This window comes from Bradyrhizobium tunisiense (genome assembly GCF_042263385.1).
GTDB classification, from domain to species: Bacteria; Pseudomonadota; Alphaproteobacteria; order Rhizobiales; family Xanthobacteraceae; genus Bradyrhizobium; species Bradyrhizobium tunisiense.
Genome location: NZ_JBHLEV010000005.1, coordinates 325250 through 350242, shown reverse-complemented (window position 1 = coordinate 350242; position 24993 = coordinate 325250). Strand labels below are relative to the sequence as shown.

Here is a 24993-nt window from a genome sequence, read left to right as displayed (position 1 = left end):
GACATGCTAATCGGCCGCAACAGCCGAATTAGCGCGATCAGAGGCCTCCGGCCCCAGAAATTCTGCGTCAGATTGGGACAATGCGAAGCTTTCGAACAAGAGAGGTACGAGCCGCTGGTGTTGGCCACGATCCGGACCGACGACATCGCCTCCAGTGCAACCAACCTAGTCGTTCGCTCCAAGACACTTACGTCATCGATGGCTGAAGTTTGACCATCCAATGATGCGCCTCCGGCAGCTATGCGGCGGTGGGCTCCGGACGAGATTTGCCGGTTCGCTGCCGCGCCAAGGCCGCACATGAAGTGGGCGGTGCTTCTCGATCTCTCATCCAGCGGCACGCTTGCCGAGATTGCCGCACTTCACTTATTTACTTGATCCGTACACAGACCAGCGGGCCCACGCGCATGTTGTGCGTTTGCCCGCTTCTTTTGAAGACTCCTCTGCGTCGAGCGGATCGAACGAGAGAGTGATCTCAGCCAATTGACATCAAAGTCATGCGGCAGAGGGTGGAGATATCGTACAAGGGCAGAGTCGTGACGCGGCGGATTGCCGGCGTTACTAGCGGCGCAGCCGTACATTCGAACACGATCGCCGCAAATGGCGTGGTGACATGAGGCAGGCCCCGTAATGAGGAATGCTACGAGTTTCATTTGACGCAACATTTCATTGCCCTGACGTTCAGCTGTTGGGAGATATGCCACTAGCGCGGGTGTTCGAGGTTGCAGCGAGTTGAGCGTCAGCCCCACGCTTGCAAAGTCGTTGTGGTTTCCCTTTCGCTGCGAATTCTGATGAACCTGCGGCGCAAAGTAAGCGGCACATTGCCCGCACCTTTTCCGAACGCGAGCTGATCAGCATATGCGAGCCGAGATATACAGGCAGGCGCCATATATGGTTGACCATTGCTGGCACTTCGGACTCGCGGGGCCGAGTAATATCCGGGTTGGTGATTATGTCGGCGACGGTAGAGCGACGAAGGTCAAGGATCGGATCATGGCAGAGACGTATGCGAGGGCGTTGTTGCGTCGGAGGAGCCGCGCCGGCACGGCCGCGTACCGCGAACTCTCTTCGCTTGGCAGAGGGCGGCGCGTGGACTGAGCTTTTCGACGGGGAATGCCCCACTCTTCGTTCCGTTAATATCTGAGCTGCGCTGGGAGGTGCGTGGAAGCGGCCATATGCAACGCGACTACGATCAGCATCGTGATTGGCGGTACTGGGGTTCTCGCAGCCGCGGGGAGCGACCCGGGCTCGTTACGCGATGTGCTGCGTGCCATGGCGGCGTGACGACATGATCCCCGGCTCCCCCGGTGTGACGATCATTGTCGCAACGAGGTGACTTCCATAAAGGGGTCGATGCTCCGCCGCACCGTGTGCGAGCAACTTGCCTATGAACCCTTCGCGGACACAATTTTCGTTCTCCGTTGCAAGCGAGCGAACCGTCTGACAATTCTGGCCTTGGGGCCGATGCGGGCTGCCGCGGCGGCTGGAGCAGTCCGCGCTCTATTTGCCGCCCGTTACGCGGCCTACTGTTGTGAATAGCCCGGCAAGCCAGATGCCCAAATCTAACTGTGAGCGTAACTGGAATGGCTGAACTATTCGACAACAGCGGCCGGTTACCTATTGAAGTAGGCAATGAGTAACTCGGCAACCTGATCTGAACGATCGATCCCAGAAGAAAGTTGTGAGTCATATAGCCCGCCGGTATTCGCTATGTTGAATTCGAGTACATATGGATAAGCCATATCTATGCCGGCGAAAGTGATTCCATGTGCCATCAGTTTTTGACCAACCAACTCGGCAAGCTCAACTTCGCGGGAATGTAGATCGACTGGAACCAACCTTCCTCCTTGCGTAAGATTCGACCGATGATCGTCTGGAGAACTTTGCCGGCCGTGCCAGGCAACCGCCTTTCCGCATGTCACAATGATGCGTTTTTCCCCTTGGGCCACCTCCGGGATATGTTGCTGAAGAATGGCGTACTCAGCTTTAAAGCCACGTACGCCATGCCCGAGCTCGTGTTTCCCGTGTTGCGCGACGGCACCAAATTCGTCTAGTGCGACGGTGTTTCCGGTGAGGCATTGGAGAATTGTTCGAACATTTGATCCATTTGGAGAGAGCAAAAAGACGTTCTGCCCGCCGAAGGCGTTGGGCGGTTTGGCGACCCAGCATTGATCTTGGATCTGCTGATAACGTTCCCACATTAACGAGAAATCGTTCGAGATATATGAGGTCGGCCTATTCTCTTTCGGTACGACATAGCCGGCCGCGTGTTTCGTGTCTAGAAAGGCCAGCCCCTCAACGCTGTTAACGAAGCGAATGTTTTGAGAAGCTAGCCACAACATTTGCCAAACATCGCGCGCCACGAGCGGATGAGGTGGAGTCATGACCCAGATCAGCTGGCACTCATCTAGGAAGTATGCATCTCGATCTCCCAGTGCCGCAGAGCCTGGATAGTAGGGTTGGCCGTCTTCCGGCACCCGCACACCTCGTGCGAAATAACGATAGTCGTCCGCCGCAATAGTATTCACGTCACCGAGAATTACCTCGCAGCCGAGACGACGGAAAGCATTACTGATAGGTGCATCATTTTCACCCAAGCAATTGAGGTGCCTTGTCAGAATAAGCAATCTCACGACGTCCTCCTGGCCAGATTGGCAAACAGCGTACTAGCTGCACGCAGAGCTGATGGTACCGAGGTCTCGCGTCATCCGGTCGAACGTAACGTTTGCTCTCGTGATGCTAGCTACAGTCTCGCTCGGTTCAAGGATAAATCGCAAATTCCATGCCAGGACTCTCTGGTCTCTAAGCGACTGATTTGGTTCGACACTCTAATCCGACGAATGATTGACGCGTGTTCTAGATCCGACACGATTGGTGCTGTTGTCACAGCTCGAACACCGGTTGCAGCTCCTACCACTCGACGGTCTCGTTGACGTTGCCCTGGCCGCACGCGAGGTACTCCAACTTCAGGTCCACCAGAGAGCAAGGTCTGGCCCGGCAAACCCGAAGAAGCTATTGAGGACCAGCCGCCGCTTTCCGGCGAATGGCGTAACCCCATGAACGAACCCACCGTCGATAAGCGCAATGTCTCCCGCCTTTAGCTGGAAGTCGTGACAGGGGACGTCTTTAAGATACGTGCCGGAGTAGGGATATCCCGTAGTCTGTACACGCTGAGCCTTTCGATCGGCGACTGTTGGCTTATGGCTCCAGATCCGCAAATTACCCCCTTGATCGGCAACGTTAGGATAGAAGTTCAGGGCAACAACGGTGTTGTTCGCCACCGAGGAGATATCGTAGTCGTTCCCAGCATAGAGCACCTGAGCTACGTCATCGTGAGGCTCCAGAGCATACGTTCCGACACCAGACCAACAGATGGCGCGACAAATGTTCGCTTCTCCGTGTTTTGAGCGGGACAATCTTAATTCAATTCCTCGCTGGCGGAGCTCTCGCCTCAATGCCTCGAACAATCCGTGGACCGGGTTGACCATATTGGCAAAAAGAGCATCTACGAACGGTCGGGCGTTCTCCGAATCTGCGAAATACGTGGCTGCATCCTTACGGTAGTGAGACGCACCAACATATTGTCCGGGAACTCCATCATTCCTTTCTTTGAGACCGGGATTGCCAGTGAAGTTCGCGGTAATTTCGGCTGCAACTTCGAGATTGACGCCTCCTTTGATATGCACGCCAGTGATCTCACCCTTCATAATAGAGATAATCTCAGCGGTGCTGATCGAGCCGCTTCTTTCTCTGATCGCAAGAGGCGAGATCGTTGGCGCTTGAGTTGCTTGCTTCGCTGTCATTGGCTTTGCTCCTGTATTGCGTGATCGAGAATGGCGATAGCATCATCTAATTCGGTATCCGTTATGGTGATCGGCGGTAGGACTTTGATGACGTCGCGATTTGGCCCCGAAGATTCGATGAGCAAGCCCTTCTGGAAAGCAAGATCGTGCACACGACCGACAACCTCCTGTGAGCGGCACTTGAGGCCGGCCATCAGACCGCGGCCACGCTTTTGCTCGATGACGTCAGGAAATTTCTCCAGGAGGTGATCAAGGTGTGCTTGCAACTTGATTGCCGTCCGCTCGACGCCTGCAGTAAACTGCTTGTTGGACCACATTTTGCACATGGCTACCGCGGTCACAAAGGCGAGATTGTTACCTCTGAAGGTCCCGCTATGTTACCCAGGGGTCCATATGTCTATGTCGGGGCGAATCAGAACCACGGATAACGGATTACCTGAACCGCTCAGCAATTGGGAAAGACAGATGATATCTGGTTCGATTTTTGCGGTCTCGAACGAGAAGGAGTCGCCCGTTCGTCCCGCACCCGCCTGAATGTCGTCAACGATCAAAACAACACCATGCTTACGGCAAATGCGCTGAATTGCCGCGAGCCAAGCTGGTGATGCGGTGTTCATGCCACCTTCCGCCTGGATCGTCTCCAAAATAATTGCAGCGGGTTTTTCCACGCCGCTCCCCGGATCACCCAATACATGGTCGATGTAACTTGCGGAATCGAATGCGCGATTCGGGTAGTCCTCGTAGGGGACTCGGATCACATCCTGGCGAGAAACGCCGCCTAGGTTTCTGGTGGACGCCGAGCCCGACACCGCTAACGAGCCGAGAGACATACCGTGGAAGGCATTCGTGAAGGCCATAACGCTTGAACGGCCAGTATATTTTCGGGCGAGGGCAAGCGCCGCTTCATTGGCGTTGATGCCGGTAGGGCCAGGAAATTGAATCTTGTAAGAGAGGCCCCTCGTCTTCAGAATCGATTCGACAAACACTTCAATGAAGTCCCGTTTCGCTGCTGTATTCATGTCAAGCGACAAACGAATGTTTCCGCCAGTGAGATATTCAATCGCCGGTTGGATTATATCGGGATTGTTATGCCCGTAGTTGAGTGCCCCGGACCCTACAAAGAAATCAATATAAGGTTTACCCATCTCGTCCCAGATTATCGCCCCACGAGCCTTCGTAAAGACCGTGGGGAATGATCGCGCATACCGGCGAACGTTTGATTCATGAGCTGCGAAAGTGTCGGTATTCATCTTAGTATCCATATGCCTAAGATTCGGGAGATTCGTTCTTGCTTTGCCTAGTGCCTCTTACCTACACAAGAACCGTTATCGGTGAACCTGTAGACATTGGTAGTTTCGTAAAATCGGGCCGCTTGTGGCTATCGTTGTGTGTCATCAACATGGGGGCTGTTACTTCGGACCGAGCGGCTGCGACGTAGCACAGAGTCTCTATCGAGTCCTAAGTTCCCTCAGGCCGCTGAATTTGTCCGATCTGCCGGTAGGCGCGATGTGATCCGTGCGCGTAGCGCAGCACCCGATCCTGGTCCGGTTTGGCATGATGCCAGACTCCTGACGCGATCTACCATCTGAGCAGCGATTGAAGTCTTGTGCTGTCGTACAACAAGGTTGAGAACGCCACGACGTTATTTGCCCTGAGATTCTGTAAAGGTTTCACTCCTAGCAGCGGTCATCGACCCGGCCGACGTTTCATTGCATAGAGAGTGGTGCAGCAGCCCCCGGAACGAGTACCGGCCCTGCAGTCTCGTCGAGCGCGATCTCGCTCGCGGTGAGAATGACTTCGTGCAGCGTGAGCCAGAGCGGATGAAGCTTTGGCGGCCGCATAGCCCACTCAGAACACCGGACCCGAACGCCTGCTGTCGATACTCTGCGGATCTAGGCCGGCCGATACAGAGGCAGGTGCCAAGCATACTCTGGCGACCAGCTCATAGGGTCCGTCGCACTCGGTCGGAAAACCGCCGTTGATCAGCCGCACCGGTGTTGGCGTCTGAACCACACCCATCCATGGAGGCCCGGCAGGCACATTTGGGCACGATCAGCGAAATTGCGCCGGGAGGACGTCGAGCCGCCGTGTGGTCTCCTCACCGATCACATGCAGAGGCACGCGCGCATGAATGATTGGTATCTTTCGAGGCGATCGTGACTCGGATATTCGGCGGAAGGGCCGGAAGCGCTCCAGGGCTGGCGGAACGCCTGTCGGCCGCGGGTGCGCGCCTCTTCGTCCTTCCTGTCTTAGGCGTTTAATCACGGTATTTGTTGAGCGGATTAAGTTTGAATGGTTCCGGCTGGGAAGTCCAGCATTGCAGATGTATTCGTAAGGCGTGAGGTGTAGAAGTTTTCATATAATCTGACCAGAATGGTTTTGGCCGGTGGGAATGGAGCTGCCGGGCGAGCGGGAGCGCTCACCCGGACGGGCGCTCCAGCGCTGCCCGCAGGGTCTCTCTCGCACAGGAGATGCAACCATGACTCAGGAGCAGAAAGTCATTCGTGCGAATCGCAGTGTTTGAACTGGCCAAGCAACTGGGGCTATGTCAGCCAAGCCTGCAAGATGATGGGATATAGTCACGACAGCTTCTACCGGTTCAAGAAGCTGTATGAGAAAGGCGGCGAACTGGCGCTTGCCGAGATCAGCCGCAAGAAGCCGATCCTGAAGAACCGTGTTGCGCCTGAGATCGAACCGGCCGTGGTGGCGCTGGCGATCGAACAAGCGATCTGGGGCTAGGTGCGTGTTTCCAATGAGCTGAAGAAACAGGGCTTGTCGATCTCGCCATTCGGGGTGCGGGCCGTCTGGATGCGCCACGATCTGGCGAACACCAGGACGCGGCTCAAGGCGCGCGAAGCCAGGATGGCGCAGGAGGGCTTTTCCTAACCGAAGCCCAGGTCGTGGCGCTGGAGAAGCCAAGTCCGAGAAGGAGGTCAACGGCGAATTCGAGAGCGAATGTCCCGATTATTGCGGCGCCCAGGACACGTTCTATGTCGGCAACATGAAGGGCGTGGACCATCTATCAGCAGACCTTCATCGATACCTATACCAAGGTGGTCTTCGCCAAGCTCTACGACCGCAAGACGCCAATCACTGCGGCGGAAGTTCTGATGCCGTTCCTCGAGGAGCACGGCATTGTGCTGTGCCGGGTGCAGACGGATCGCGGCACCGAGTATTGTGGCAACCCCGGGCATCACAACTACGGGCTCTATCTCGCGGTCGAGGACATCGATCATACCGGACCAAGACCAAGAGCCCGCAGCCGGAATCTACGAGCGCTTCCATGGAATCGTGCTCGATGAGTTTTATCGAGTGGCGTTCCGCAAGAAGATCTATCGAACCATCGCCGAGTTGCAGAATGATCTCGATGGTTGGGTGACGGCGTACAACGAAACGCGCCGGCATCAGGACGATAGCGCTATGGAAAAACATCCCTGCAAACCTTCCTTGACGCGCTGCGCGTTGCGAGGGAGCAACTGCCGCCGGCCGCGTAGCGCCGGACCAGGACGAAGAGCCAGTTGTCAGGTCAAGTGCATACTTCTACACGTGAGGGCATTGGCGTCGCTGACGCCGTGCTTGCAGCAAGATCGGCCACCGCCCCCCCGGCCTCGTGCTCCTTCAAATCCCGATAATCTGTTCTTCCGTAAAACGACTGCGTTTCGTGCTCTGTCGTCATCCTGGGCCACAGCGAACTTCAGACTGGATTAAGCCCGGAGGGCAAGGTCAGCGATGATCGGCTTTGCCGCCCAGCGGCAGTGAAGCTCGAACGGGCAGCTTGTGGAGACGCTTCTAACGTCTGGCGCAGCGCATCGCGATTAGACTTGCTCCCGAGCTGGCGAACTGCGCGTTCGCAGTCGTATTTCCCAGTCTTTCTAGCGCCCCCTGGACAGCCGAGAATGCGTTCACCCGCCGTGGTGCAGCAGGCCTACGTGCAAGGACTCCCTACCCGGTCTTGAACGATCTGACGCCGGCCATGGGCATGAGCCGAATCTCCAACCTCGGGGGTGTCGCGGCTGTGCACCCGAGACGATTCGCCGCAACGAGGTGTCCGTCTATCCCTGGATCGACGCCAATTCAGAGTGTGCGCCGGAGCGGATCACGAATGTATTGCGTCGGCCTATCGCGGACGGAACGTCCACTCGATCACGGCTGATCTTGATTGTCATCGATCGTGAGAAACGCCTGGCGAGCCTAGTGAATCAGATCACTCAAACATCTTTCAAGCATGGACCGGCTTTGGCCATCCACATTCGGCCGGCAGCGATCGACCGCGTCAATAAACGCCTGATCGCGCTCAGACGCCAACTGCGCTGGAGCTACTGAGCACTACGCTGCGGGGAGTCGACAGGACATCACTTGGGACTGAGGCGCTCGATCAGCTTGCGTATCATGGAGTTGACGCTGGTCGACAATCATCGTGCCCGCACCGCGCCGAGAATGTCTCGCCTGACTACCCGCTTGCCGAATTGAAGTTCACCGACCGACAAATAAGAGCTATCGCTCCCGCTCGCAGTCGTGAAGGAAAGTCGCGTTCGCCACGCTCGCCGACATTGTCACTGTCATCGCAAACCAGATGCGAAGGCAGCGCGGGCGACTGTCTGCAGTCGCTCGCCCCGCTTCTCCCTCCTTCTGATCGACGAGATTAGTTACCACCGGTCGTGCCCGGCGGCGGCAATTCTCCTTTAAGTCGCTCAACGTCCGCCTTAAAACGGGGCGCGATATCCTCACTCCGAACCGCGACTTTGCCCTAAACGGCGATAGATTTTAGATGCCTTCGTCGCCACAGCATTATATGACTCGACGTACTACTTTTCGTGGCGTCTGCCTTGATGCGCGCCACCACGCACCATTTATATTGCTCACCAGAGCAGGTAGTGTCCCCGTCGTTATTGATAATGTACGTTCAACTACCACTGCCCATGGCAGTCGCTTCGTCGCATGCGCTGCGGCAGCCATCGGTTGAACGGATGGCGACGCCTCTTCTCCGGCATCACCGATTCCGTGCATAGCTCCAGGCGGCGCGGGGCGAGCTCAACCTCGAGGCCACCATCAACTGCCTCGACCGATTCGATCTGCTGATTGCAAGACCTCGCCGCGTTACCAAAGGATCAGGCCGAGGCGAGTGTGCTGTTCTAGCTTATCACCGCACGCAAAGAGCGACGCTCCATGCTGATCACGGCCAGACGACCATTCGGCGATGGACCAGGTCTTCCCGGCCCCCATGACCTCGCCGCCGTCGGGCGATTCGTATACCATCCAAATGAACGTCGAGAGCTATCGCCGGCGCACTGCGTTAGAGCGAAAACGCTGCCCCGGCCGGTCACCGTCGCACGCAACAGCAAAAACACTCGTGATTGCCGCCGCGCCAATTAGGGCGGGCCAACCAAACTCTTGCGCGCGACATTCATCGCGGCAATCTCATGCCGCCGCGACATTGACTCGTCATCCAGATTCCTGCGCACTTCCCCAGGCAGATTGTCGCACTACGGGCTCTATCGCTTCCGAATCGCTTTTCGCCGTAGAGCCGCCTTCGGGGGACGAAAGATTCGTTGCCCTCGGATTCTGTAGGCGCTTGGTGCCTTGCGCGGGAGCATCCGAGCGACAGCCAGTCGGCTAGCGTCCGCAATCTCGCAGCCGACGCAAGGGAGGTGCATCGGAGAACCAGGACGGGCATGTCGTTGACTGCCGGCACGTCATCCATGCCTGGCTCGCAAGCCGATGGCGCTCGCCAGCTTCGTACAGCGTACAAAGGTCTATCCGGGGTCTTGCGGGAACACGGTGACGATCGGCGAGGCTGGAAGGTGATAGTCTAGCTTGTGGCTCCGGACCACTGCTCGCTCGCCAAGCCGAGTTTGTCGAGGCGATCGCGACCGAGCGCGGTGGTGCAGATTACCCGATCCCGCCTCGATGCGCCATCGCTTCCGACATGAGGAGCCCTCGTTCTCAACTGTCGCGGTCACGCTGGCGCTGCTCGATGTTTACGACGAATTGACCTGCGTCGGCATCGTTGGCAAGTGAGAGGGGGCGCCTGTCTGCCCATGGCCGCAGTTGCTCGGGCAATGGACCTGAAACACATGTTTGAGAACTCTAATCCGGGAGCTCCTATCGGCCACAGGCTAGCAGGCGCCTACCGCGACCTCTACCACCCTCCTCGACCGCAGTCCAAAATCGCAACATACCGATACGTCGGTGCTTACCCTGTGACCCGGTGGTGCGACTGAGAAAAATACTCCTCGCGGGTCATTTCGTAATATTGCCAGAGTCTGCCGTTATGCCATCTATCGTCGATATAGCGTAATCCCAGCTTCTTGGCTGCGCGCTCCGAGCGCGCATTACCTCGCGCAATGAGGCCAACTACTTTTTCCTTATTCGAGTTTCTCAAGGCCTGCATGATGGTGAACCGTGCGGCCTCCGGACCCAAACCTCGTCCTGCTCCATATTTGGGGAATGCGTATCCGAATTGGAGATTATTAGAACCTATCTCAAAATTGTCGAAACAGGATCAGCAGGCAAGCGAGCTGGACGAAGCCGAGGAAGTTTTGCGGATAGAACTCCCAGCGGACCAGCAGGCGCCGCCGCCACTGTTGGCCTCCGGGATCTAGGCATACAGTATCAACCACAAGCCGTTCGGCCTACCGCAGGTCGTTGATGCGCACAGCCGTCGCCTATCGAAATGCTTCGCGCCCAGGTCTGCTCGAATGATGAGCTCTCGTTTCTGATGGAAGCGCATGATTGCCTGTCCGCTACAATCGCCCAACGCCCAGGTTTCAAGCGGATCTAGGCCTCTGGCCTGTCGATTGCCAGCTCGCTCGGCTATGGCGATGCCAATGAAGCTTCATGGAGCCAGCTCGTCCGGAGCGTCGAACGCATAGTGGACACAACTGAGTACCTGTGCTCGTTGACGGTGACGACGGCTTCGTAATTCAACAATGCTTGCCTCCTCGCGGGCGGGCGCGGCGGGCGCCTTGAGAACAGCTGCTTCCCGAAGCTGAACTCGCTCGTTGGTGAGCATCATCGGCCAGGTAAATTGCTCCGACCTGCCCTGGTATGACCATAGCATCGATTCCTGGCGCGGTTGCCGGGCCGCAGCGCAGCCCGGCCGCCGCAAGTGGTGTCTGTCACTGGATGTTTGTGCCCCGACGTTACTGCCTCGCCCACACGAGTCTAACCCGGACGATAGGGGCAATGGCATTCTTTAAGATGACGCGCATTCTAAATAACGATGAAGTGCTAAAACGAATCGTGATGCCCGCCGCGAGGCGTTCCGACTCCGACCTCATCGCGCGCACCGTACCTATTTAAAGGCACGCGGGGTTCTGAAAATGATCTTGCGCAGAATTCCGATTTGATCGCGCGCATCTTCGGATGGTGTGAGGCCTTATCGTCGGGCCATTTTCCGGTTGGAAACAGCTTGAAGAATTGGATGCACAAGGAGCGTTATCATGCGCCAAGTGCGAGAGATTGTGAGGTGGAACCTTGAGGATGGGCTCTCGACGCGCGTTTTAGGCGAGCGTATCGGCATAGGGCCGCCGATGGTACGTGACACGCTGAAGCGGTTTGTGCGCGCGGGTCTTGGCCCGTGCCGAAGCGATAAGCGAGGCCGAGCCGAAGGAGCTACTGTACGGGGTTCCTGGCGTGAAGCCGGGTGGCCGCAAGGTGCGCCGAGCCTGACTGGTTCACTATTGTCAACGAGCACGAGCGCAAGCGCTGTGGGAAACGTACCTTGCAGAGCATCCGGACGGGTGCCGGTATAGCCGTTTCTGTGACTTGTTTCCGCAACTGGGAAGGCAGGCTCCCGCTGGTGATCCGCCAACACCACGACGGGCGCGAGAAATTATTTGTTGACTATGTCGACGACACGTTGCCGGTGGTTGGCCGTAAGACTGGCGAGGTGCGCGATGCGCACATCTTTGTCGCGGCCATGGGCGCATCCAGCTTGTCTTCCGCGCTGGCGGGCGTGGACCGAGCAGCTCGGCGACTGGATCGCGGGATACAACGCGGTCTTTTGAGCGAATAGGTAAAGCGAGAGCGATCTTGCGCTTCCTGCCAGATTCGATAGGACGATTCCCTTCCCTTTTGCTGTACTCTTCAGGGGGCCACCAGCTCTCTCGAGTAAAGCGCCGCATTTTGTAAGTAGCGGCGACCTGACGTGTCGAGACACCGTATCTATAGAGGAGATAAGCAGCCTTGGAAAATGCGAGACCAGCCTCATGGTAAACCGCGATCACTTGGAGTGTGTGCAAAGTCAAATTAACTTTGCTCGACGCACGTCCGACGAAAAAGCTCCCGAAGCTGTTTTGCCGGGATTCGACATGGCCTCCCCAATTCAAGTCGTCCTGCCGCCAATGGTTGGCTACAACGTTACTATTCGCAACGCGCGTCCCATCGTGGACGAACTATCCCTCGACCGGGAAGGTTTCACCCTCATTCAGCACAAGATATCCTGTGCAAACGAGGGGGATCCAAGAACTTTGTGCCACAGATATCTGGAAGACATGGTTCCGGTCATCAAGAACTACTTCAATGCGTCGTGGGTCGTGCCCCTCCGACGAGCTGTTATTGTTCGTTCTACCAGCGGGAGATCCTTTCCCGAAGGATGTGAGCCGCGTCTATTGGCTCATATTGATTACGCACCGATCTCCGGCCCTATAACTGCCGCGATCGCGGACCAATTGCAGGGCATTCCGTCAAAAATGTATTCTCGATTGATCATCGTTCAAACTTGGCATGCCCTCTCGCCGCCCCCGCTGGATTTCCCCTTAGCGTTCTGCGATGGCGCCTCCGTTGACGATACCGATAGTGTCGTGATGGACTACACGTTTCGTGGCACCAAGCTTAAGTTTTGCCTCATGCACTTCAATTCTGCTCAGCGTTGGTATTATTTTCCCGAGATGACCGCGGACGAGCTCATTTTGTTTAAGGGCTATGATTCGGAAGCGCATTGCAATGCAAAGGCGCCTCACTCGGCCTTCGATAATCGTCGCGCATATCCTAGTGCAAAGCCCCGTGAGAGTATCGAGGCGCGCTTCTGCGTGTACTACGACTGAGCGGCCGAGATCACTTCTGCCATTTCAATCGCCGCCCAAGCTCAGAGGAATGTGCAGGCGTCAGCAGCCGCGGTCAATGCGCTTATTTCTTGCGCTTTCCTCAGCTCGTCGCCCGTAAGCGCAGCTTCGACCACGTCGGTACTGGGCACGCACGTCGATTTTCCTGGACGTGACTTAAGTCGCGGCTGTTGGTGGCCTTCTTGGTCGTTCGTGAAGAACTGGCGGCGGCGCCTGGCTCAGGCGGTGTTTCGAGCCGGGACGGTCTCGCAGAAGGCTCGGATGATGGCACGCAAGAGTTCTGCGAGCCAACGCAGCAGGAGGCTGAAGTTATAGCCGGCAGCGGCGAGAACAGCGTTGATGCGGTCGCCGAGGCGTCCCTTGAGATAATTTCTGTCCATGCGGTGCTCGGCCTTGACGTGGCCGATGACGGGCTCGACAGCCGCACGACGTTTCATCTCGCTACGGATGGAAGCCGTGACACGACGGACCTGCCCCGAGATCCAGACCCTGAACCGATGCGGGTGGTTGTGGCCGCGATACCCTTTGTCGACGTGGATGCGGCGCGCCTCCACGCCGGTGAGCTTCTCCATGTCGGTGATCACGGGGCCGCGTGTGTGCCCGTCGAAGGGATTGCCATGCAGGGCCTTGGCATGGAGCACGAACTGGCCGCCCTTCGGAGACGTCACGGGCGTGGCGATGCTGACCTTGCAGCCGAACTCGTAAGGCGCGCGGGCTTTACCCTTGCCGATGCACTCGACCTCTGCAGCATGTAACGCATAGACTTTTGGACCGCGCTGATGCTGATCCTGGCTGAGCACCTGTTGCGCTAGACCGAGCAACGGGCCGAAGCGAGCTTCCAGCACCGTATGATCTTGCGGCGGATGTCGCGGATGATCCGGCCAAGCCGTGTCCGCAGGAACTTGAGCTGCCGCCGGGCGCGCTTGAACTGGTGGGCGTGGGTATAGCGGCCGACCATGATGGCGGCGCGCTTGGCCAGGCGCAGATAGATCTGGCGCAGCGGCACACGGTTACGCTTGGCGAGCCCGACGAGCTTGGTGATGGCCCGATGCATCAGCCGCGCGTCGGTCGGATGGGCAACCGCCTTGGGCTGCACTGTGGTGTCGACGACCACCCGTTCCAGGTCCTTGGGACCGATAGCGCCGGTCTTGTGCGCCACTGAAAGACTTTCCTGGATCAGCGCGACGAGCTGTTCCTCGCCGAGCCGCTGCCGCCAGCGTGTCATCGACGATCGATCGAACGGCAGACGGTGGCAGAAGCTCAATTCGCCGCAGAAGTTTGGTAATAGGGATTCTCGATCCAGCGAGCGCACAGCACCTCATCCGAGAGGTTGTGCATGTGCTTCAAAATGAACAGGCCTAATTCCTACGCTGATAGCTCTCACTGCGCGACATCGGGTTTGGGCTGGGGTATGGCAGGCTCATTCGGATCCAGGCCAAGTGCATTGCCCACCGAGCATGATGAATGAGATACAATGCGCCGTCATCCTCAGTGCACTCGATATGTATTGCTCATCGTCACTAGCAAAAGGTATGCCTATTGGCCTGAGCTTAGTCGGTAGAACTTCATGTTCCCACATGAACGGAATCATCACCTGCGGCATTCTCAGGTTTCCGCCCAGAAGCTCTGGAGGAAAGGCTCGTCGAAGAATCGCTTGGTGGTGTTTGCAGGCGAAGCAGACGACGATGGCATCGCTTCATTCAACCGCGCAACTTGAGCGTAGGATTGCAGCCCAAACCCCAGGGGTCAGCGTTGAGAGAACTGATCGCCCCGAGGATTATTTGCGGTCACAACTCCCCGCCCTGGATGCAATGCCAGCCGTCGTGCCTGCTGTGGACAAGCTCAGGACCTTGCTTGCAGCCTCATTCTGTTTCGAGCCGGAGACATTATCGCCGGCTTACTCACGGATCGGGGCGTCGCGCCTGTCCTATTGGTCGCGTGATGTCGACGGAGCTTGCGATGGATCTTCGTTCTCCGGATCTCCTGGTCCAGGACAGTTTGGATTCAGGAACGACAGTCTTTGATGTCGCAGCGTGGCTTGAACTCGTCAATAAGGACGAAGCGAATGTTGGATCAGCGACAATGAACCCGCGGGATCTCATGGCACATCGCTTGCTTCGCTGATGGCGCGAGATCACTGGGTTTCGCCCGAAGTACACAGTGGGGACGAAAATGCTTGGAATTGGAAGTAAGTTGCCGTCGTTCCAAATCACCGGGGTAAAGCCCGGCTTTCACCTGCACGAAGAGAGGGGAGAAAGCGCCTTCGAGACGCTGACTGAAAAAAGCTTTCCAGGGAAATGGAAAATCATCTTCTTTTACCCGAAGGATTTCACCTTTGTCTGCCCGACCGAGATCGCCGAATTCGGCCGCCTGTCCAGGGATTTCGCCGACCGCGATGCGGTCGTGCTGGGCGGCTCGACTGACAACGAGTTCTGCAAGCTTGCTTGGCGGCGCGAGCACAAGGACCTGCACCATCTGCCGATTTGGCAGTTTGCCGACACGGACGGCGCGCTCGTCGACGGTCTTGGCGGCCGCTCGGCCGATGGCGTGGCCCACCGCACGACGTTCATCGTCGATCCTGAGAATACCATCCAGCATGTCTATGCCACGAATCCCAATGTCGGCCGCAGCCCGAAGGACACGCTGCGCGTCTTGGACGCCCTGCAAACTGACGAGCTCTGCCCCTGCAACCGCGAGGTCGGCGGGGAGACACTGAAAGTCGCTTGAGGGGATATGTCGATCGAGCAGTTGAAAGACCGGATTCCGGATTTCGCCAAGGACGTCAGGCTCAACCTGGCGTCGATGATGGCGGACGAAACACTATCACCACAAAGCAAATACGGGCTGTTGCTGGCGAGCGCGATCGCGTCCCGCAATCCGATCGTGACAGCCTCAATGGAAACCGCCGCAGGCGTGGTGATGACGCCAGCGGCGGTCGAGGCGGCGAAATCCGCAGCATCCGTCATGGCGATGAACAACGTCTACTACCGCTTCGTTCATCTCGCCTCAAACCCGGAATACAAGACAATGCCCGCTCGGCTGCGGATGAATTGGCTTGGAAATCCGCGCGTGGACAGAACCGATTTTGAGTTGTGGGCACTGGCAGTCAGCGCGATCAACGGGTGCGGTGCCTGCATGGACGCCCATGAAAAGGCGCTGCGGCAGGCCGGCGTCGGCTCTGATGCAATTCAAACGGCCGTGCGCTTTGCCGCGATCGTGCAGTCAGTTGCGGTTGCGATCGAGGCGGCCGGAGGTCGTACGGGCCAGGTGCGATTGCCAAGCGCGGAATGATTGTGACCGGGCTCGCATTCTTAAGCTGCGCGGTCATGGGGCCGCCGCCACGAGGACTTCGACACCTTCCTGACCGCCGGCTTCACGGCTCACCGCGTTGCATACCGTGGCATAGCCCCATGAGTTCTCGTCGAAGACCGAGGCAGGATGTTGCGCCTGGGATCTGGCTCAATACCGGCGAAGTTTCTTGTCGGACTCGATGAACGGCAGCCCCAGCTGGTTCGCCAGCCGCGGGCCGATCGTGGATTTGCCGGCGCCCGCCATACCGACGAGCACGATCGCTCGCGCGCCGCATGGTCCATGGTGCGCAAGACCTGATGCCGACCATCGTCGGCATTCGATTTGTCTCGCGCTTCGAGGATGATATCTGTGCGGGCGACCTCGTCGCGGCGCCGCCTTTTTGGTCGGTGATCCAGGCTGGAGAGGGATTGCCTGTGCGAGGAAGGAGCGCTTTGTTGTGAACCCATGGAGTGATCGGCACGACGGCCCTCGGCACCGGAACGCGACGAACGTTCGTCCCAATTTGGCGCGCCACGGTACGACGGACATGGAATGCCAAGCAGGCTCTCACGCGTAGCAGCGGAGGAATCGGCAGACGTGCGGCGCAGGACATCGCTGCCCGAAGGCGGCCTTGCGGAGGACGTTCCCAGATCTCGGTTTTCAGAGTGCAGGCCCTGCACGACAGCACTGAACGTCGCGCCTTCTTTTGCATCGCCAATATCTGATTCGGCGTGAGACCCGAGCGTGTCGGGTCCGCTGGGCGCATTCCCAGATCGGTCAACTCCCCTCAAAATCCTCTCCCAATGCAAGTGAGACTGCGCCGACTACAACGTTTGACCGCCACGGTCCGTCACGGCATCAACGACATTGTCTCGACACCTCGGGCGGCGCTCCTTACGCCGCGCTACGAGACGTGACTCGCCACAACCGGCAAGCGCCGACCGAATAATCTAGCGCGCTTAGGCATCGAACCTATCTCCTGCACCTGACGTAAACCTGACCTGCGCACGGCCGAACTCTGGGCGACCCGGTGTCGGTTTGCGTTCCTCCTATTTCCCGACATGTATTCGACTGCATGGGACGGGCTTACAGACGGCATCGGAACACTCATCTGGCTAAGTGATTGTTAGGAGATGTGATCCTGCAGAATATTTTGAGTCCTGCCGCGCCCGTCCGGTGATGGACTGAGCAGCGGACGAGCGGGCGAGGACAAGGATGGCCCGACAGGGGAAGGATAGATTGATCTCTCCGGCCTCGACCGCCAGCCGGAGCCTCGTACCTTTCCTCCGCTAACCCGTCACTCGCCCCGACGTGCTTTCTCGTAGCGGGGCGACTTCACCATTCTCGCGCAGCTCCGCGTCAGCGGACCGCAGGGCGCCAAACGAAAAATTCTGAGTTGAGAAGATCCGTAGTCCCCGAGCGGGGCATAGTTGACCTAAGTTCATCCGGGTTCGATTTTTCGACCTACGCAGGAGGTGATGAACTCAGAACAAGATTTCCATTTTGTTCAATAGAGTTAAGCGAAAGCAAGACGACGATCATGAGCCTGGGCACTCTTCGCGACCATGACCTGCGCTCTTTCGCCTTTGCGACGCTCGTTGGCGAGGCAGACAGAGACGAGGCCATCGGCGCGGCATTCCTCAGCCTTTAAATCCAACCCTTATCCAAAGTGAGAGCGGTGGCGACACGATCACCGAGAATCGCGAGGGATGTTCGTCGAGGCCGACAGCCGCTAATAGTTTTGGCAAACCGAAGTAGTAATACTCTACGAGCAGAGTTCGCCAGGGGACCCTCTCATCCAACAACTTTGGCATTGCTCGAACTTCAGTCTGTTCGCGCACGCAAGCTGTGGCAAAATGAATCTGCCGTCATATCTTCATTCGGTCGGTGACAATCACGCGGCGGTAATCTTGGCCCTCACCCGAACTTGAATAACACTCCGTATCCGCCACGCGGATGGCTCCATTCGATGTCGCCGGTGGGCTCGCCGATGACGCGGCAGGTGCCGCACTCCATGCAGCCGTCGACCGTGACCTCGACCTGGCCCTTGTCATTGAGATCATAGCAGCGCGCGGGGCAGGCTTTCAAAAGCGCAAGGAGCTGCGGCGAGGGCCTGGTATGCGCACGCACCTTGATGTGGGGACGTCCGGCGTCCACAAGATAGCGGTTGCAAAATAACTTGTCTTCGACACGCACTGATCGCTCGATCTTCATAGTCAGCCTCGTTGGTTTCGGGTTGCCGTTTCGAACAATTAGCGCCAGGCGCGGGCGAAGCGGAATGCATCGCCGAACAGCCCTATCCAGGACCGCGCATTGACAAAGGATTTCAGCGTCGACTTCTGTTTCTCAGACTTTGGCGTACCGTCAACCCGAAGGTAGGTCTGCATCGCCTTGGAGATGAGCTGGGGGTAGGTCAGAAAAAAGTTCTGCGAGTTGGTATGCATTAGCCTCGGCATATCCTTGTACTTCTTCATGTCCTTCAAGACGAAGGAGCGATCCAGCATCCTCTTATAGAGCGCGAGATTTTCCGCGGTCATGCCAAGCCGGCGCGATTTCACCTGGAAGATCGCTTCGGCCGCGATCCGGCCAGACGTCATCGCAAGATTGGACCCCTCGCGATGAATGGCGTTGTTGAGCTGCGCCGCGTCACCGGCCACGACCCAGCCGTTTCCGTAGAGCTGCGGGATGGCTTTGTAGCCGCCCTCGGGGATGAGGTGCGCGGAATATTCCTTGACCTCGGACCCCTCGATCAGGGGCGCGACCGACGGGTGGCGCTTGAAGTGATCGAGCAGCTCGTAGGGCGTCTTTCCGGTGCGCTGGAAGTCTGCGACAAGACACCCGATCCCGAGCGAAATGCACTCCTTATTGGCGTAGATGAAGCCCATTCCCGTCATGCCGCCGGAAATCGTGCCCGCAGCTTCGATGACAACGCCTTCGTCGCCGCTCAGATTGAAACGCGCTTCGATGGTCTCGCGCGGCAAAAAGTGCATTTCCTTCACCGCGAGAGCCACCTTGTTAGGCTTCGGGCGCTCGCGCAGGCGCGCTCGCGTGCCAAGCAGCCCGTTCACGCCCTCGGCCAGCACCACGACATCTGCATGGATCTCGCCATCCTGGCGATCCGTACGAACACCGATGACTCTGCCATAGGCATCCTGCGCAAGATCGGTGACGGTGGTCTCGCACAGCACGGTCGCGCCTGCCTCGCGCACTTTTGAGGAGAACCATCGATCGAACTGGGCCCGGATAATCGTGTACCGGTTAGCCCGCTCCTCGTTGAAATCCTCAGAGCGGTAATGTAGCCCGACATGGGAGCGATCATCCATGATCCAGAACCGTTGTTCGACCAGATGTCGCTCAAGCGGTGCGTCCTCCCGGAACTCCGGGATCAGCTTTTCCAGCATGTCGGCATAGAGTATTGCGCCCTGAACGTTCTTCGATCCGGCATACTCGCCGCGCTCGAGTTGCAGCACCTTCATGCCCTTCTTGGCCATGGTCAGTGCCGCCGCATTGCCCGCCATGCCGGCGCCGACAACGATCGCATCGAATCTTTCCTCGATCATAATAACCTCCTTTAGCTCGCGATCCGGTCGCGCGAATGCGGCGAAAGCCGCGCGCGAAACGCGTCCGTCAGCGCCGGCAACAGATGCATGGCGTCACTGACGATGGCGATGTGGGCGAAGTCGAAGATCGGTGCGTTCTTGTCGGTATTGATTGCGACGATCAGATCCGCGCCCTCGACACCAACCCGATGCTGGATTGCGCCGGAAACGCCTGCGGCAATATAGAGCTTTGGCCGGATCGTCTTACCCGTCTGCCCGATCTGTCGGTCGGAGGTGACCCAACCCTTTTGCACGAGCGGGCGGGAACAGCCATATTCGGCACCGAGCACGCCGGCGAGCTGGCGCACAAGCTGAAAGTTTTCTTGAGAACCGAGCCCAAGCCCACCGGCGACCACGACGTCGGCGTACGCAAGATTGGATATGGCCGAATCACGGTCGAGGATGAATGACAGCACCTTGGTCACGATATCGTCTTCCACCAGGCCGAGCGGATGGACAATGATGCGGCCGGGATCGCGCGCGACACGCTCCGGCATGGGCATCACGCGCGGGCGGACGGTTGCCATCTGTGGCCGGTAATTCAGCGTGTAGATCGTGCAGAGCAGCGAGCCCCCGAAAGTCGGACGGGTGGCTGCAAGCGAACCATCCGCGTCGACGTCGAGGTCGGTGCAGTCGGCGGTGAGGCCTGTCAGGATAGTAGTGGCGACGGAGCCCGCGAGATCGCGGCCGAGCGTTGTTGCCCCTAACAGCAGGATCTCGGGTTTGTAGATCTCAACGAGATCGGACAGCGCCTTGGTGTAGGACTCGTTACGATAATCCGAGAGTACATTGTCGGCCACGAGATACGTCAAATCGGCGCCGTAGCAGAAGGCTTCGAGCGCGGCGTTACGTGTGGCTTCGCCCTCAGGGCCGACGACAACAGCCGCGAGCTTAACCTTGAGCCTGTCGGCAAGCTTGCGGCCCGCCCCCATCAGCTCCCAGGAGACGGGATGCACTTGTCCGCGCTCCTGCTCGACGAACACCCAGACATGTTTGTAGGCTTTGAACCGGTCCGGCAACTGCTTCTTGGTTCCTGCGCGGCCCGCTGCGGCTGATGTGGGAGCCTTGATGATGTTGCTCATGGTTTTGCATTCTCCTTCCGATCCACGCGCCTGCGCGACACGATCGGGCTCTGGCTTCGACTGTCGGTTGAACATGGACTTGATGAGCGTGTTCGCCGGTGCTCGCGGTTCACAGCCAGGGTCTTCTTCGCGGAGGACGGTACCCTTGGTGCTCCGCATCAGAAGCTTCGGACGCGGAGATCGCGACCGACGGTTCTGGCGAGGTGGTTGAGCTGCAATAAACAGGACTACGTTGCGATCCAGGGGCCGACCTGGGCCATGTGGCCGTCAATGGCCGACTTGCCAATGAAGACGACAGCGGTCCCACCAGATAGCTCCCTGGTCTTCGAGATCGCGGTCGTGCGCGCGTACGTCGTGGGTAGCGTCGAGTCATCGACAAAGGAGCATTCGGTAAACAGCACCGCAGCTTCGGCACCCAAGGTGTACACCTTCCGCAGTCAGGGCTCAGGTGAATACGGTGCCATAGCGTGCACGGTGATCTCGCCGGCGGGCTGGTCACTGAACTGGGGGGCGCCTCCGCGGCTACGGCTTCGCGACGGTTTGTCGGCACACCCCGCTGCACAATCGTGTTTGACAGGAACCGTGCGCGGATTTGCGCTGGGTCGGGGACCTGTTTGATGCAGAGCACGCTATGCATGCGCTTCTCCAGGACAAGCTCGATTCGTTGTTGAGCGGACTTAGGTGCGGAGCAGCAAGTGTCATACCAACTGAGAACACCGCGAGGTCATGCACCAAAGGAATGAATTGGACGCAGTTGCTAACTTGGTTCTTGGCATCGGGGACAACAGGGCCGCGACATACGTCGGAAACGCGACAGGGCCGTCTCCCGCGTCGCTCCACAGACTCGACCGAACGAAGAGGCGCGCGCCGAGGCGCGCCGCAGCTATTTGCTCTGCGGTAGACGGCATTTAAGAGAACGCTATTTCAGCGCACTTAGCGGCACAAAGGCGGCCGGCTTCTTCGGCTCCGCGACCGCATCCTTCAGGACCTTGAAGACCCTCTGGTCGATTGGCGAAGACACCACGAAATCGGCATAGGCCTGCTCCAGCATCGCCTTGCAGCGCGCAGCGATCTCCGCTTCTGTGGCACCGGCGAATTGCTCTTTGGCGAGATGTTGCCCCATGCGCTTTAGGATATGCAGGCGCGCGACATTGACGATCTTGGGATCGTAGTCGACGCCAAGCAGCGCAAAGATCTCTTCAGCCGAGGAGACCTTGTTGAGCCGATCGAGGATGCCGGCCCTCTGGGGTGCATTGCTCATCGAAATTGTCCCTGGATTGGCCCCCGTCTCCGTCGAGATCCGGCAGCGCCTGGTTAGTTCGCGGAAGAGGCCATTTCACGTGTGCACTGCTGGATATCCACACGGCCTATGTCTTCGTCCTTCAGCGCGATCTGCGAGAGTTCGGCCGCGTTCCGATTGATTTGGTGGCCCGACGAAGTGAAACCCGAGAGTTCACTCACGTGCGATCGGACGAGCATTCGCAGACATCGCGCCAGATCTCCGCCACCGTCTCGCGCGCGACCAGCCGCTTGTGCTCGATGGCGTATTTTCGTACTCGGGACAGGATGTGTCTGCTCTGCTCGGTTGTGGCGGCGAGTTGCAATTCCCGGAGCAGCGTTGTGATGGCCGAGAGCCCGGAATGTTTGCCGATCACGATGTGGTTGGAGCGACCAAGCAAACGTGGGTCGAGCGCTTGGTAGGTGCGTTCGTCCTTCAACAGCCCATCGACATGAATGCCGGATTCGTGCGTGAACACATGCTCCCCGACAATCGCCTTGTTGAGAGGAATCGCCCGTGCAGCCGCGGCCGCGACCAGCGCGGCGACCTCTATGAGCTCCGGCAGCACGATGCCGGTGTCGCGCCCGTAGAGCTGTTTGAGTGCGACCGCAACTTCCTCCAGCGGCGCATTGCCGGCGCGTTCGCCTAACCCGATGACAGTGACGGAAGCGTGGCTCGCGCCGCCCCTGATGGCCGCGAGCGTGTTGGCGGTCGCGAGCCCGAGATCGTCATGGCCGTGGAATTCGAGCTCGAGATCGCTGGTCGCGCGCAGGCGCGCGATCAGCGCATAGGCGGAGTCGGGATCGAGGACGCTGAGCGTGTCGGCGACACGAAACCGGCGCGCGCCCGCGCCTTCCGCAGCCGCGATGAGACTGATGAGAAAGTCGACATCGGCGCGGGAGGAGTCCTCGCCTCCGACGGCGACATCAAGCCCTCGCTCGCGGGCGTAACCCACTACCCGCTTCACCCGCTGCAAGGCCTGGTCGCGATTCCCGCCCAGCTTGGCCGCGATCTGTACGTCTGAAGCCGGGATCGAAACATTGACCATCGACACCTTGGCCTCGATCGCCGCGTCGACATCGGGCTCACGCATGCGGCACCACGCAATAGGGGTGAGCGGCAGCCTCTCCTCGACAATGGCACGGATGGCCGCGATCTCATCATCGCCCATGGCGGGGGTCCCCGCCTCGATCTCCGTGATGCCGGCCCGCGCCAGCGCATGCGCGATGGCCACCTTTTCAGCTGTTGTGAACGCAACACCAGGCGCCTGCTCGCCATCGCGCAGCGTGGTGTCATTGAGCACGGTCCGCTGGTTCCACAGCGAATCGGACCATGCCGGCTTGGCAGCGATGGCTTTGGCGTCAAACAACGAAGCCTCCTGATTGTGCTTGGCAAGGACTGCTTTGGCAAACCGCATGCCACGCCCGCAGCGTCCCACACTATTGAATATCCATCATTTTCGCCCGCAGTCGGACGTCGCCAGAACGACGGTGTCGCAAAACAGACGCGCCAGTTGAGCTCTCACCATTCTGCGTCCTGGATCAGTTCGGGTTACGGCGCGGATCGACTGTCAGACCGACGCGTCAGGGTTCCGTTCGCTAAACCAGGCACATCGCGTCAGGAGATTGGCTTCGGTCATGGTGACAAGGACGCCGCCGCCGTAAACAACGTGTCGGATGCTGGGTGGTATCGGTGTCGAAAACGGTTGTGAGACATCAGGCTTCATTCAAACGCAGCAGGACCGCACGACTGATCCACAATCTTATGAACGGAGGCCTGCCGGCGCCGGGACGCCGGAGTTGAGCAGCCTCGCCCGAACAGATCGCCGCAACCGCATTCTCTGTCCGCGCCGGACAAAGCACTGAGCCCGTCAGACCGCTACAGCTTGGGCGCAAGCCGGCCTTGAGCACAAGATCATCTCGCTGGTTGGCGCCGTAATCCGCTGCACCAGATTTGGCCGCGTCACCTGCACCTCATCGGCCAGCTGCGCGACCGTCGGGCGGCAGTTGCGCCAAAGAACTACCTATCGGTCGGCAGTCATGCAGGTCAGCCACCGCTCGCGACCGAAGCGGCCGGCGCCAACAGAACGTCACGCCGGCGCTCGGCCATGCGGCTCTCACCGCTTTCATCGCCAAAGCAGTGGTTGAAGTCCTTGCACTCTGTGCACACCGGCGTCGTGCACAAGATGAGGCCCTCGTCCTCGCATAGCCTGCGATAAAAGAAGCGCTTCCAGCGCATGTTGTTGACGTTGCGCCTGGCGAGCGGCCCGAAATGGCGGTTGAGGAGACGCAACAGTTCACCACGATTACGCAATCCGAGATCTGCCCACAGATGATTCGGCTCCATGACGCGGCGCGCGATCATCGCGGCCAGCCAACGGCCGGTGTCCCCTTGCGTCGATCGTTGCGCGAGCAAGAGATCACGTACCATTGTGACCTCGTCGTTGTCGACGTGCTCGACATCCCGCGGCAACTCCTCCTCTTTGATCCGAGCCGATGGAAAGCGTTGCTTGAGCAACGCCGCCAGCTGATCGCTGGACAGGCCAACCTTCTCGGACAAGAGACCACCATCCATCGCACCGGCAGCCAGAATGGACGCCAGCACGTGGCGGTCGAAACTGATGTCATTGCTTGTGTCGGCATCTGCGGGGAGCATCCCGGTCAGAAGGCGATAGCTGGCAATTGCGCCACGTCCCTGGACGCTCCCATCATTCGTCTCGACAACCATAACAGGATAGAACTGCTCTTCGAACATGGGCGTCCGCTACCCTTTCCACATTGGGTCAAGTTTGCATCACCGCGTCGGCCCTTGGGAGCCACCCTTTCGCCCGACTACCGGCCCTCCGTTTTGGATTGGGAGGGCCGGTGCTGTCGCGCT

16 protein-coding genes and 6 pseudogenes are annotated in these 24993 nt (G+C 58.6%); 9 read left to right on the top strand and 13 right to left on the bottom strand.

Features of this window, described 5'->3' with window-relative positions; genetic code table 11:
* Positions 1-1610: 1610 nt before the first annotated feature.
* From ACFDR6_RS24265 to ACFDR6_RS24250, 4 genes and pseudogenes are all read right to left on the bottom strand, one after another.
* Positions 1611-2630 (bottom strand): ATP-grasp domain-containing protein, encoded by a 1020-nt coding sequence (locus tag ACFDR6_RS24265; protein ID WP_375859757.1) that lies wholly within the window; start codon positions 2628-2630, stop codon positions 1611-1613.
* A gap of 333 nt (positions 2631-2963) precedes the next feature.
* The gene (locus ACFDR6_RS24260) at positions 2964-3800 is read right to left on the bottom strand and encodes a 2OG-Fe(II)-dependent halogenase WelO5 family protein (RefSeq protein ID WP_375859756.1); all 837 of its coding nucleotides are present in this window, start codon (positions 3798-3800) and stop codon (positions 2964-2966) included.
* Positions 3797-5050 (bottom strand): annotated as a pseudogene (gene ectB / locus ACFDR6_RS24255) (diaminobutyrate--2-oxoglutarate transaminase). Before ectB ends, ACFDR6_RS24260 begins: the two are co-directional and overlap by 4 nt.
* 483 nt (positions 5051-5533) lie before the next feature.
* Positions 5534-6018, bottom strand: a pseudogene (locus ACFDR6_RS24250) (IS66 family transposase); the annotation flags it as partial.
* Positions 6019-6320: 302 nt separating this feature from the next.
* Here ACFDR6_RS24250 and ACFDR6_RS24245 point away from each other — a divergent pair.
* From ACFDR6_RS24245 to ACFDR6_RS36345, 3 genes and pseudogenes are all read left to right on the top strand, one after another.
* Positions 6321-7294, top strand: a pseudogene (locus tag ACFDR6_RS24245) (helix-turn-helix domain-containing protein).
* 550 nt (positions 7295-7844) lie between these two features.
* Complete coding sequence (locus tag ACFDR6_RS24240) at positions 7845-8123, top strand: hypothetical protein (RefSeq protein ID WP_375859755.1); 279 nt, start codon at positions 7845-7847, stop codon at positions 8121-8123.
* 639 nt (positions 8124-8762) lie between these two features.
* Positions 8763-9150 (top strand): annotated as a pseudogene (locus ACFDR6_RS36345) (ATP-binding protein); the annotation flags it as partial.
* An 843-nt stretch (positions 9151-9993) separates the two neighbouring features.
* On the opposite strand, the gene ACFDR6_RS24235 reads toward ACFDR6_RS36345, so the two are convergent.
* A complete protein-coding gene (locus ACFDR6_RS24235) occupies positions 9994-10281 on the bottom strand; it encodes a GNAT family N-acetyltransferase (RefSeq protein ID WP_375859830.1) in 288 nt (95 codons plus the stop codon).
* Positions 10282-10473: 192 nt separating this feature from the next.
* Between ACFDR6_RS24235 and ACFDR6_RS24230 the strand changes: the two are divergent.
* From ACFDR6_RS24230 to ACFDR6_RS24220, 3 genes and pseudogenes are all read left to right on the top strand, one after another.
* Positions 10474-10815, top strand: a pseudogene (locus ACFDR6_RS24230) (isocitrate lyase/phosphoenolpyruvate mutase family protein); the annotation flags it as partial.
* Positions 10816-11523: 708 nt separating this feature from the next.
* Positions 11524-11817 carry a hypothetical protein gene (locus ACFDR6_RS24225; RefSeq protein ID WP_375859754.1) on the top strand — a complete coding sequence of 98 codons (294 nt, stop codon included), beginning with the start codon at positions 11524-11526 and terminating at the stop codon, positions 11815-11817.
* Between the two features lie 193 nt (positions 11818-12010).
* On the top strand, positions 12011-12847 hold the full coding sequence (locus tag ACFDR6_RS24220) for a CmcJ/NvfI family oxidoreductase (RefSeq protein WP_375859753.1): 837 nt from the start codon (positions 12011-12013) through the stop codon (positions 12845-12847).
* Positions 12848-13083: 236 nt separating this feature from the next.
* Here ACFDR6_RS24220 and ACFDR6_RS24215 read toward each other — a convergent pair.
* Positions 13084-14224 (bottom strand): annotated as a pseudogene (locus ACFDR6_RS24215) (IS5 family transposase); the annotation flags it as partial.
* A gap of 813 nt (positions 14225-15037) precedes the next feature.
* Between ACFDR6_RS24215 and ACFDR6_RS24210 the strand changes: the two are divergent.
* Together ACFDR6_RS24210 and ahpD are read left to right on the top strand one after the other, a co-directional pair.
* Positions 15038-15592: a peroxiredoxin gene (locus tag ACFDR6_RS24210; protein WP_375859752.1), complete on the top strand. Its 555-nt coding sequence runs from the start codon at positions 15038-15040 to the stop codon at positions 15590-15592.
* A 6-nt stretch (positions 15593-15598) separates the two neighbouring features.
* A complete protein-coding gene (gene ahpD, locus ACFDR6_RS24205) occupies positions 15599-16156 on the top strand; it encodes an alkylhydroperoxidase, AhpD family (RefSeq protein WP_375859751.1) in 558 nt (185 codons plus the stop codon).
* 168 nt (positions 16157-16324) lie between these two features.
* Here ahpD and ACFDR6_RS24200 read toward each other — a convergent pair whose 3' ends face one another.
* Positions 16325-16432, bottom strand: a complete 108-nt coding sequence (locus ACFDR6_RS24200) for a shikimate kinase (protein WP_375859750.1) — start codon at positions 16430-16432, stop codon at positions 16325-16327.
* A 41-nt stretch (positions 16433-16473) separates the two neighbouring features.
* On the opposite strand from ACFDR6_RS24200, the gene ACFDR6_RS24195 reads away from it, so the two are divergent.
* Complete coding sequence (locus ACFDR6_RS24195; RefSeq protein ID WP_375859749.1) at positions 16474-16617, top strand: hypothetical protein; 144 nt, start codon at positions 16474-16476, stop codon at positions 16615-16617.
* Positions 16618-18073: 1456 nt separating this feature from the next.
* On the opposite strand, the gene ACFDR6_RS24190 is transcribed toward ACFDR6_RS24195, so the two are convergent.
* The 6 genes from ACFDR6_RS24190 to ACFDR6_RS24165 form a co-directional block, all read right to left on the bottom strand.
* Entirely contained in the window at positions 18074-18370 is a 297-nt protein-coding gene (locus tag ACFDR6_RS24190) for a ferredoxin family protein (RefSeq protein ID WP_375859748.1), read from the bottom strand.
* Positions 18371-18408: 38 nt separating this feature from the next.
* Positions 18409-19716 carry an FAD-dependent oxidoreductase gene (locus tag ACFDR6_RS24185; RefSeq protein ID WP_375859747.1) on the bottom strand — a complete coding sequence of 436 codons (1308 nt, stop codon included), beginning with the start codon at positions 19714-19716 and terminating at the stop codon, positions 18409-18411.
* Positions 19717-19727: 11 nt separating this feature from the next.
* Positions 19728-20837: an electron transfer flavoprotein subunit alpha/FixB family protein gene (locus ACFDR6_RS24180; protein WP_375859746.1), complete on the bottom strand. Its 1110-nt coding sequence runs from the start codon at positions 20835-20837 to the stop codon at positions 19728-19730.
* Positions 20838-21756: 919 nt separating this feature from the next.
* A complete protein-coding gene (gene nifW, locus ACFDR6_RS24175) occupies positions 21757-22104 on the bottom strand; it encodes a nitrogenase stabilizing/protective protein NifW (RefSeq protein ID WP_375859829.1) in 348 nt (115 codons plus the stop codon).
* Positions 22105-22294: 190 nt separating this feature from the next.
* Positions 22295-23485, bottom strand: a complete 1191-nt coding sequence (nifV, locus tag ACFDR6_RS24170; protein ID WP_375859745.1) for a homocitrate synthase — start codon at positions 23483-23485, stop codon at positions 22295-22297.
* Positions 23486-24162: 677 nt separating this feature from the next.
* Positions 24163-24870 (bottom strand): nitrogen fixation protein NifQ, encoded by a 708-nt coding sequence (locus ACFDR6_RS24165; RefSeq protein WP_375859744.1) that lies wholly within the window; start codon positions 24868-24870, stop codon positions 24163-24165.
* Positions 24871-24993 lie beyond the last annotated feature (123 nt).

What these genes read in the sequence shown, in the direction of transcription:
- ACFDR6_RS24180 (WP_375859746.1), bottom strand. Translation starts at nt 20,837, where the DNA reads ATGAGCAACATCATCAAGGCTCCCACATCAGCCGCAGCGGGCCGCGCA.
- ACFDR6_RS24220 (WP_375859753.1), top strand. Translation starts at nt 12,011, where the DNA reads ATGGTAAACCGCGATCACTTGGAGTGTGTGCAAAGTCAAATTAACTTT.
- ahpD (WP_375859751.1), top strand. Translation starts at nt 15,599, where the DNA reads ATGTCGATCGAGCAGTTGAAAGACCGGATTCCGGATTTCGCCAAGGAC.
- ACFDR6_RS24195 (WP_375859749.1), top strand. Translation starts at nt 16,474, where the DNA reads ATGCCGACCATCGTCGGCATTCGATTTGTCTCGCGCTTCGAGGATGAT.
- ACFDR6_RS24260 (WP_375859756.1), bottom strand. Translation starts at nt 3,800, where the DNA reads ATGACAGCGAAGCAAGCAACTCAAGCGCCAACGATCTCGCCTCTTGCG.
- ACFDR6_RS24165 (WP_375859744.1), bottom strand. Translation starts at nt 24,870, where the DNA reads ATGTTCGAAGAGCAGTTCTATCCTGTTATGGTTGTCGAGACGAATGAT.
- ACFDR6_RS24210 (WP_375859752.1), top strand. Translation starts at nt 15,038, where the DNA reads ATGCTTGGAATTGGAAGTAAGTTGCCGTCGTTCCAAATCACCGGGGTA.
- ACFDR6_RS24185 (WP_375859747.1), bottom strand. Translation starts at nt 19,716, where the DNA reads ATGATCGAGGAAAGATTCGATGCGATCGTTGTCGGCGCCGGCATGGCG.
- ACFDR6_RS24190 (WP_375859748.1), bottom strand. Translation starts at nt 18,370, where the DNA reads ATGAAGATCGAGCGATCAGTGCGTGTCGAAGACAAGTTATTTTGCAAC.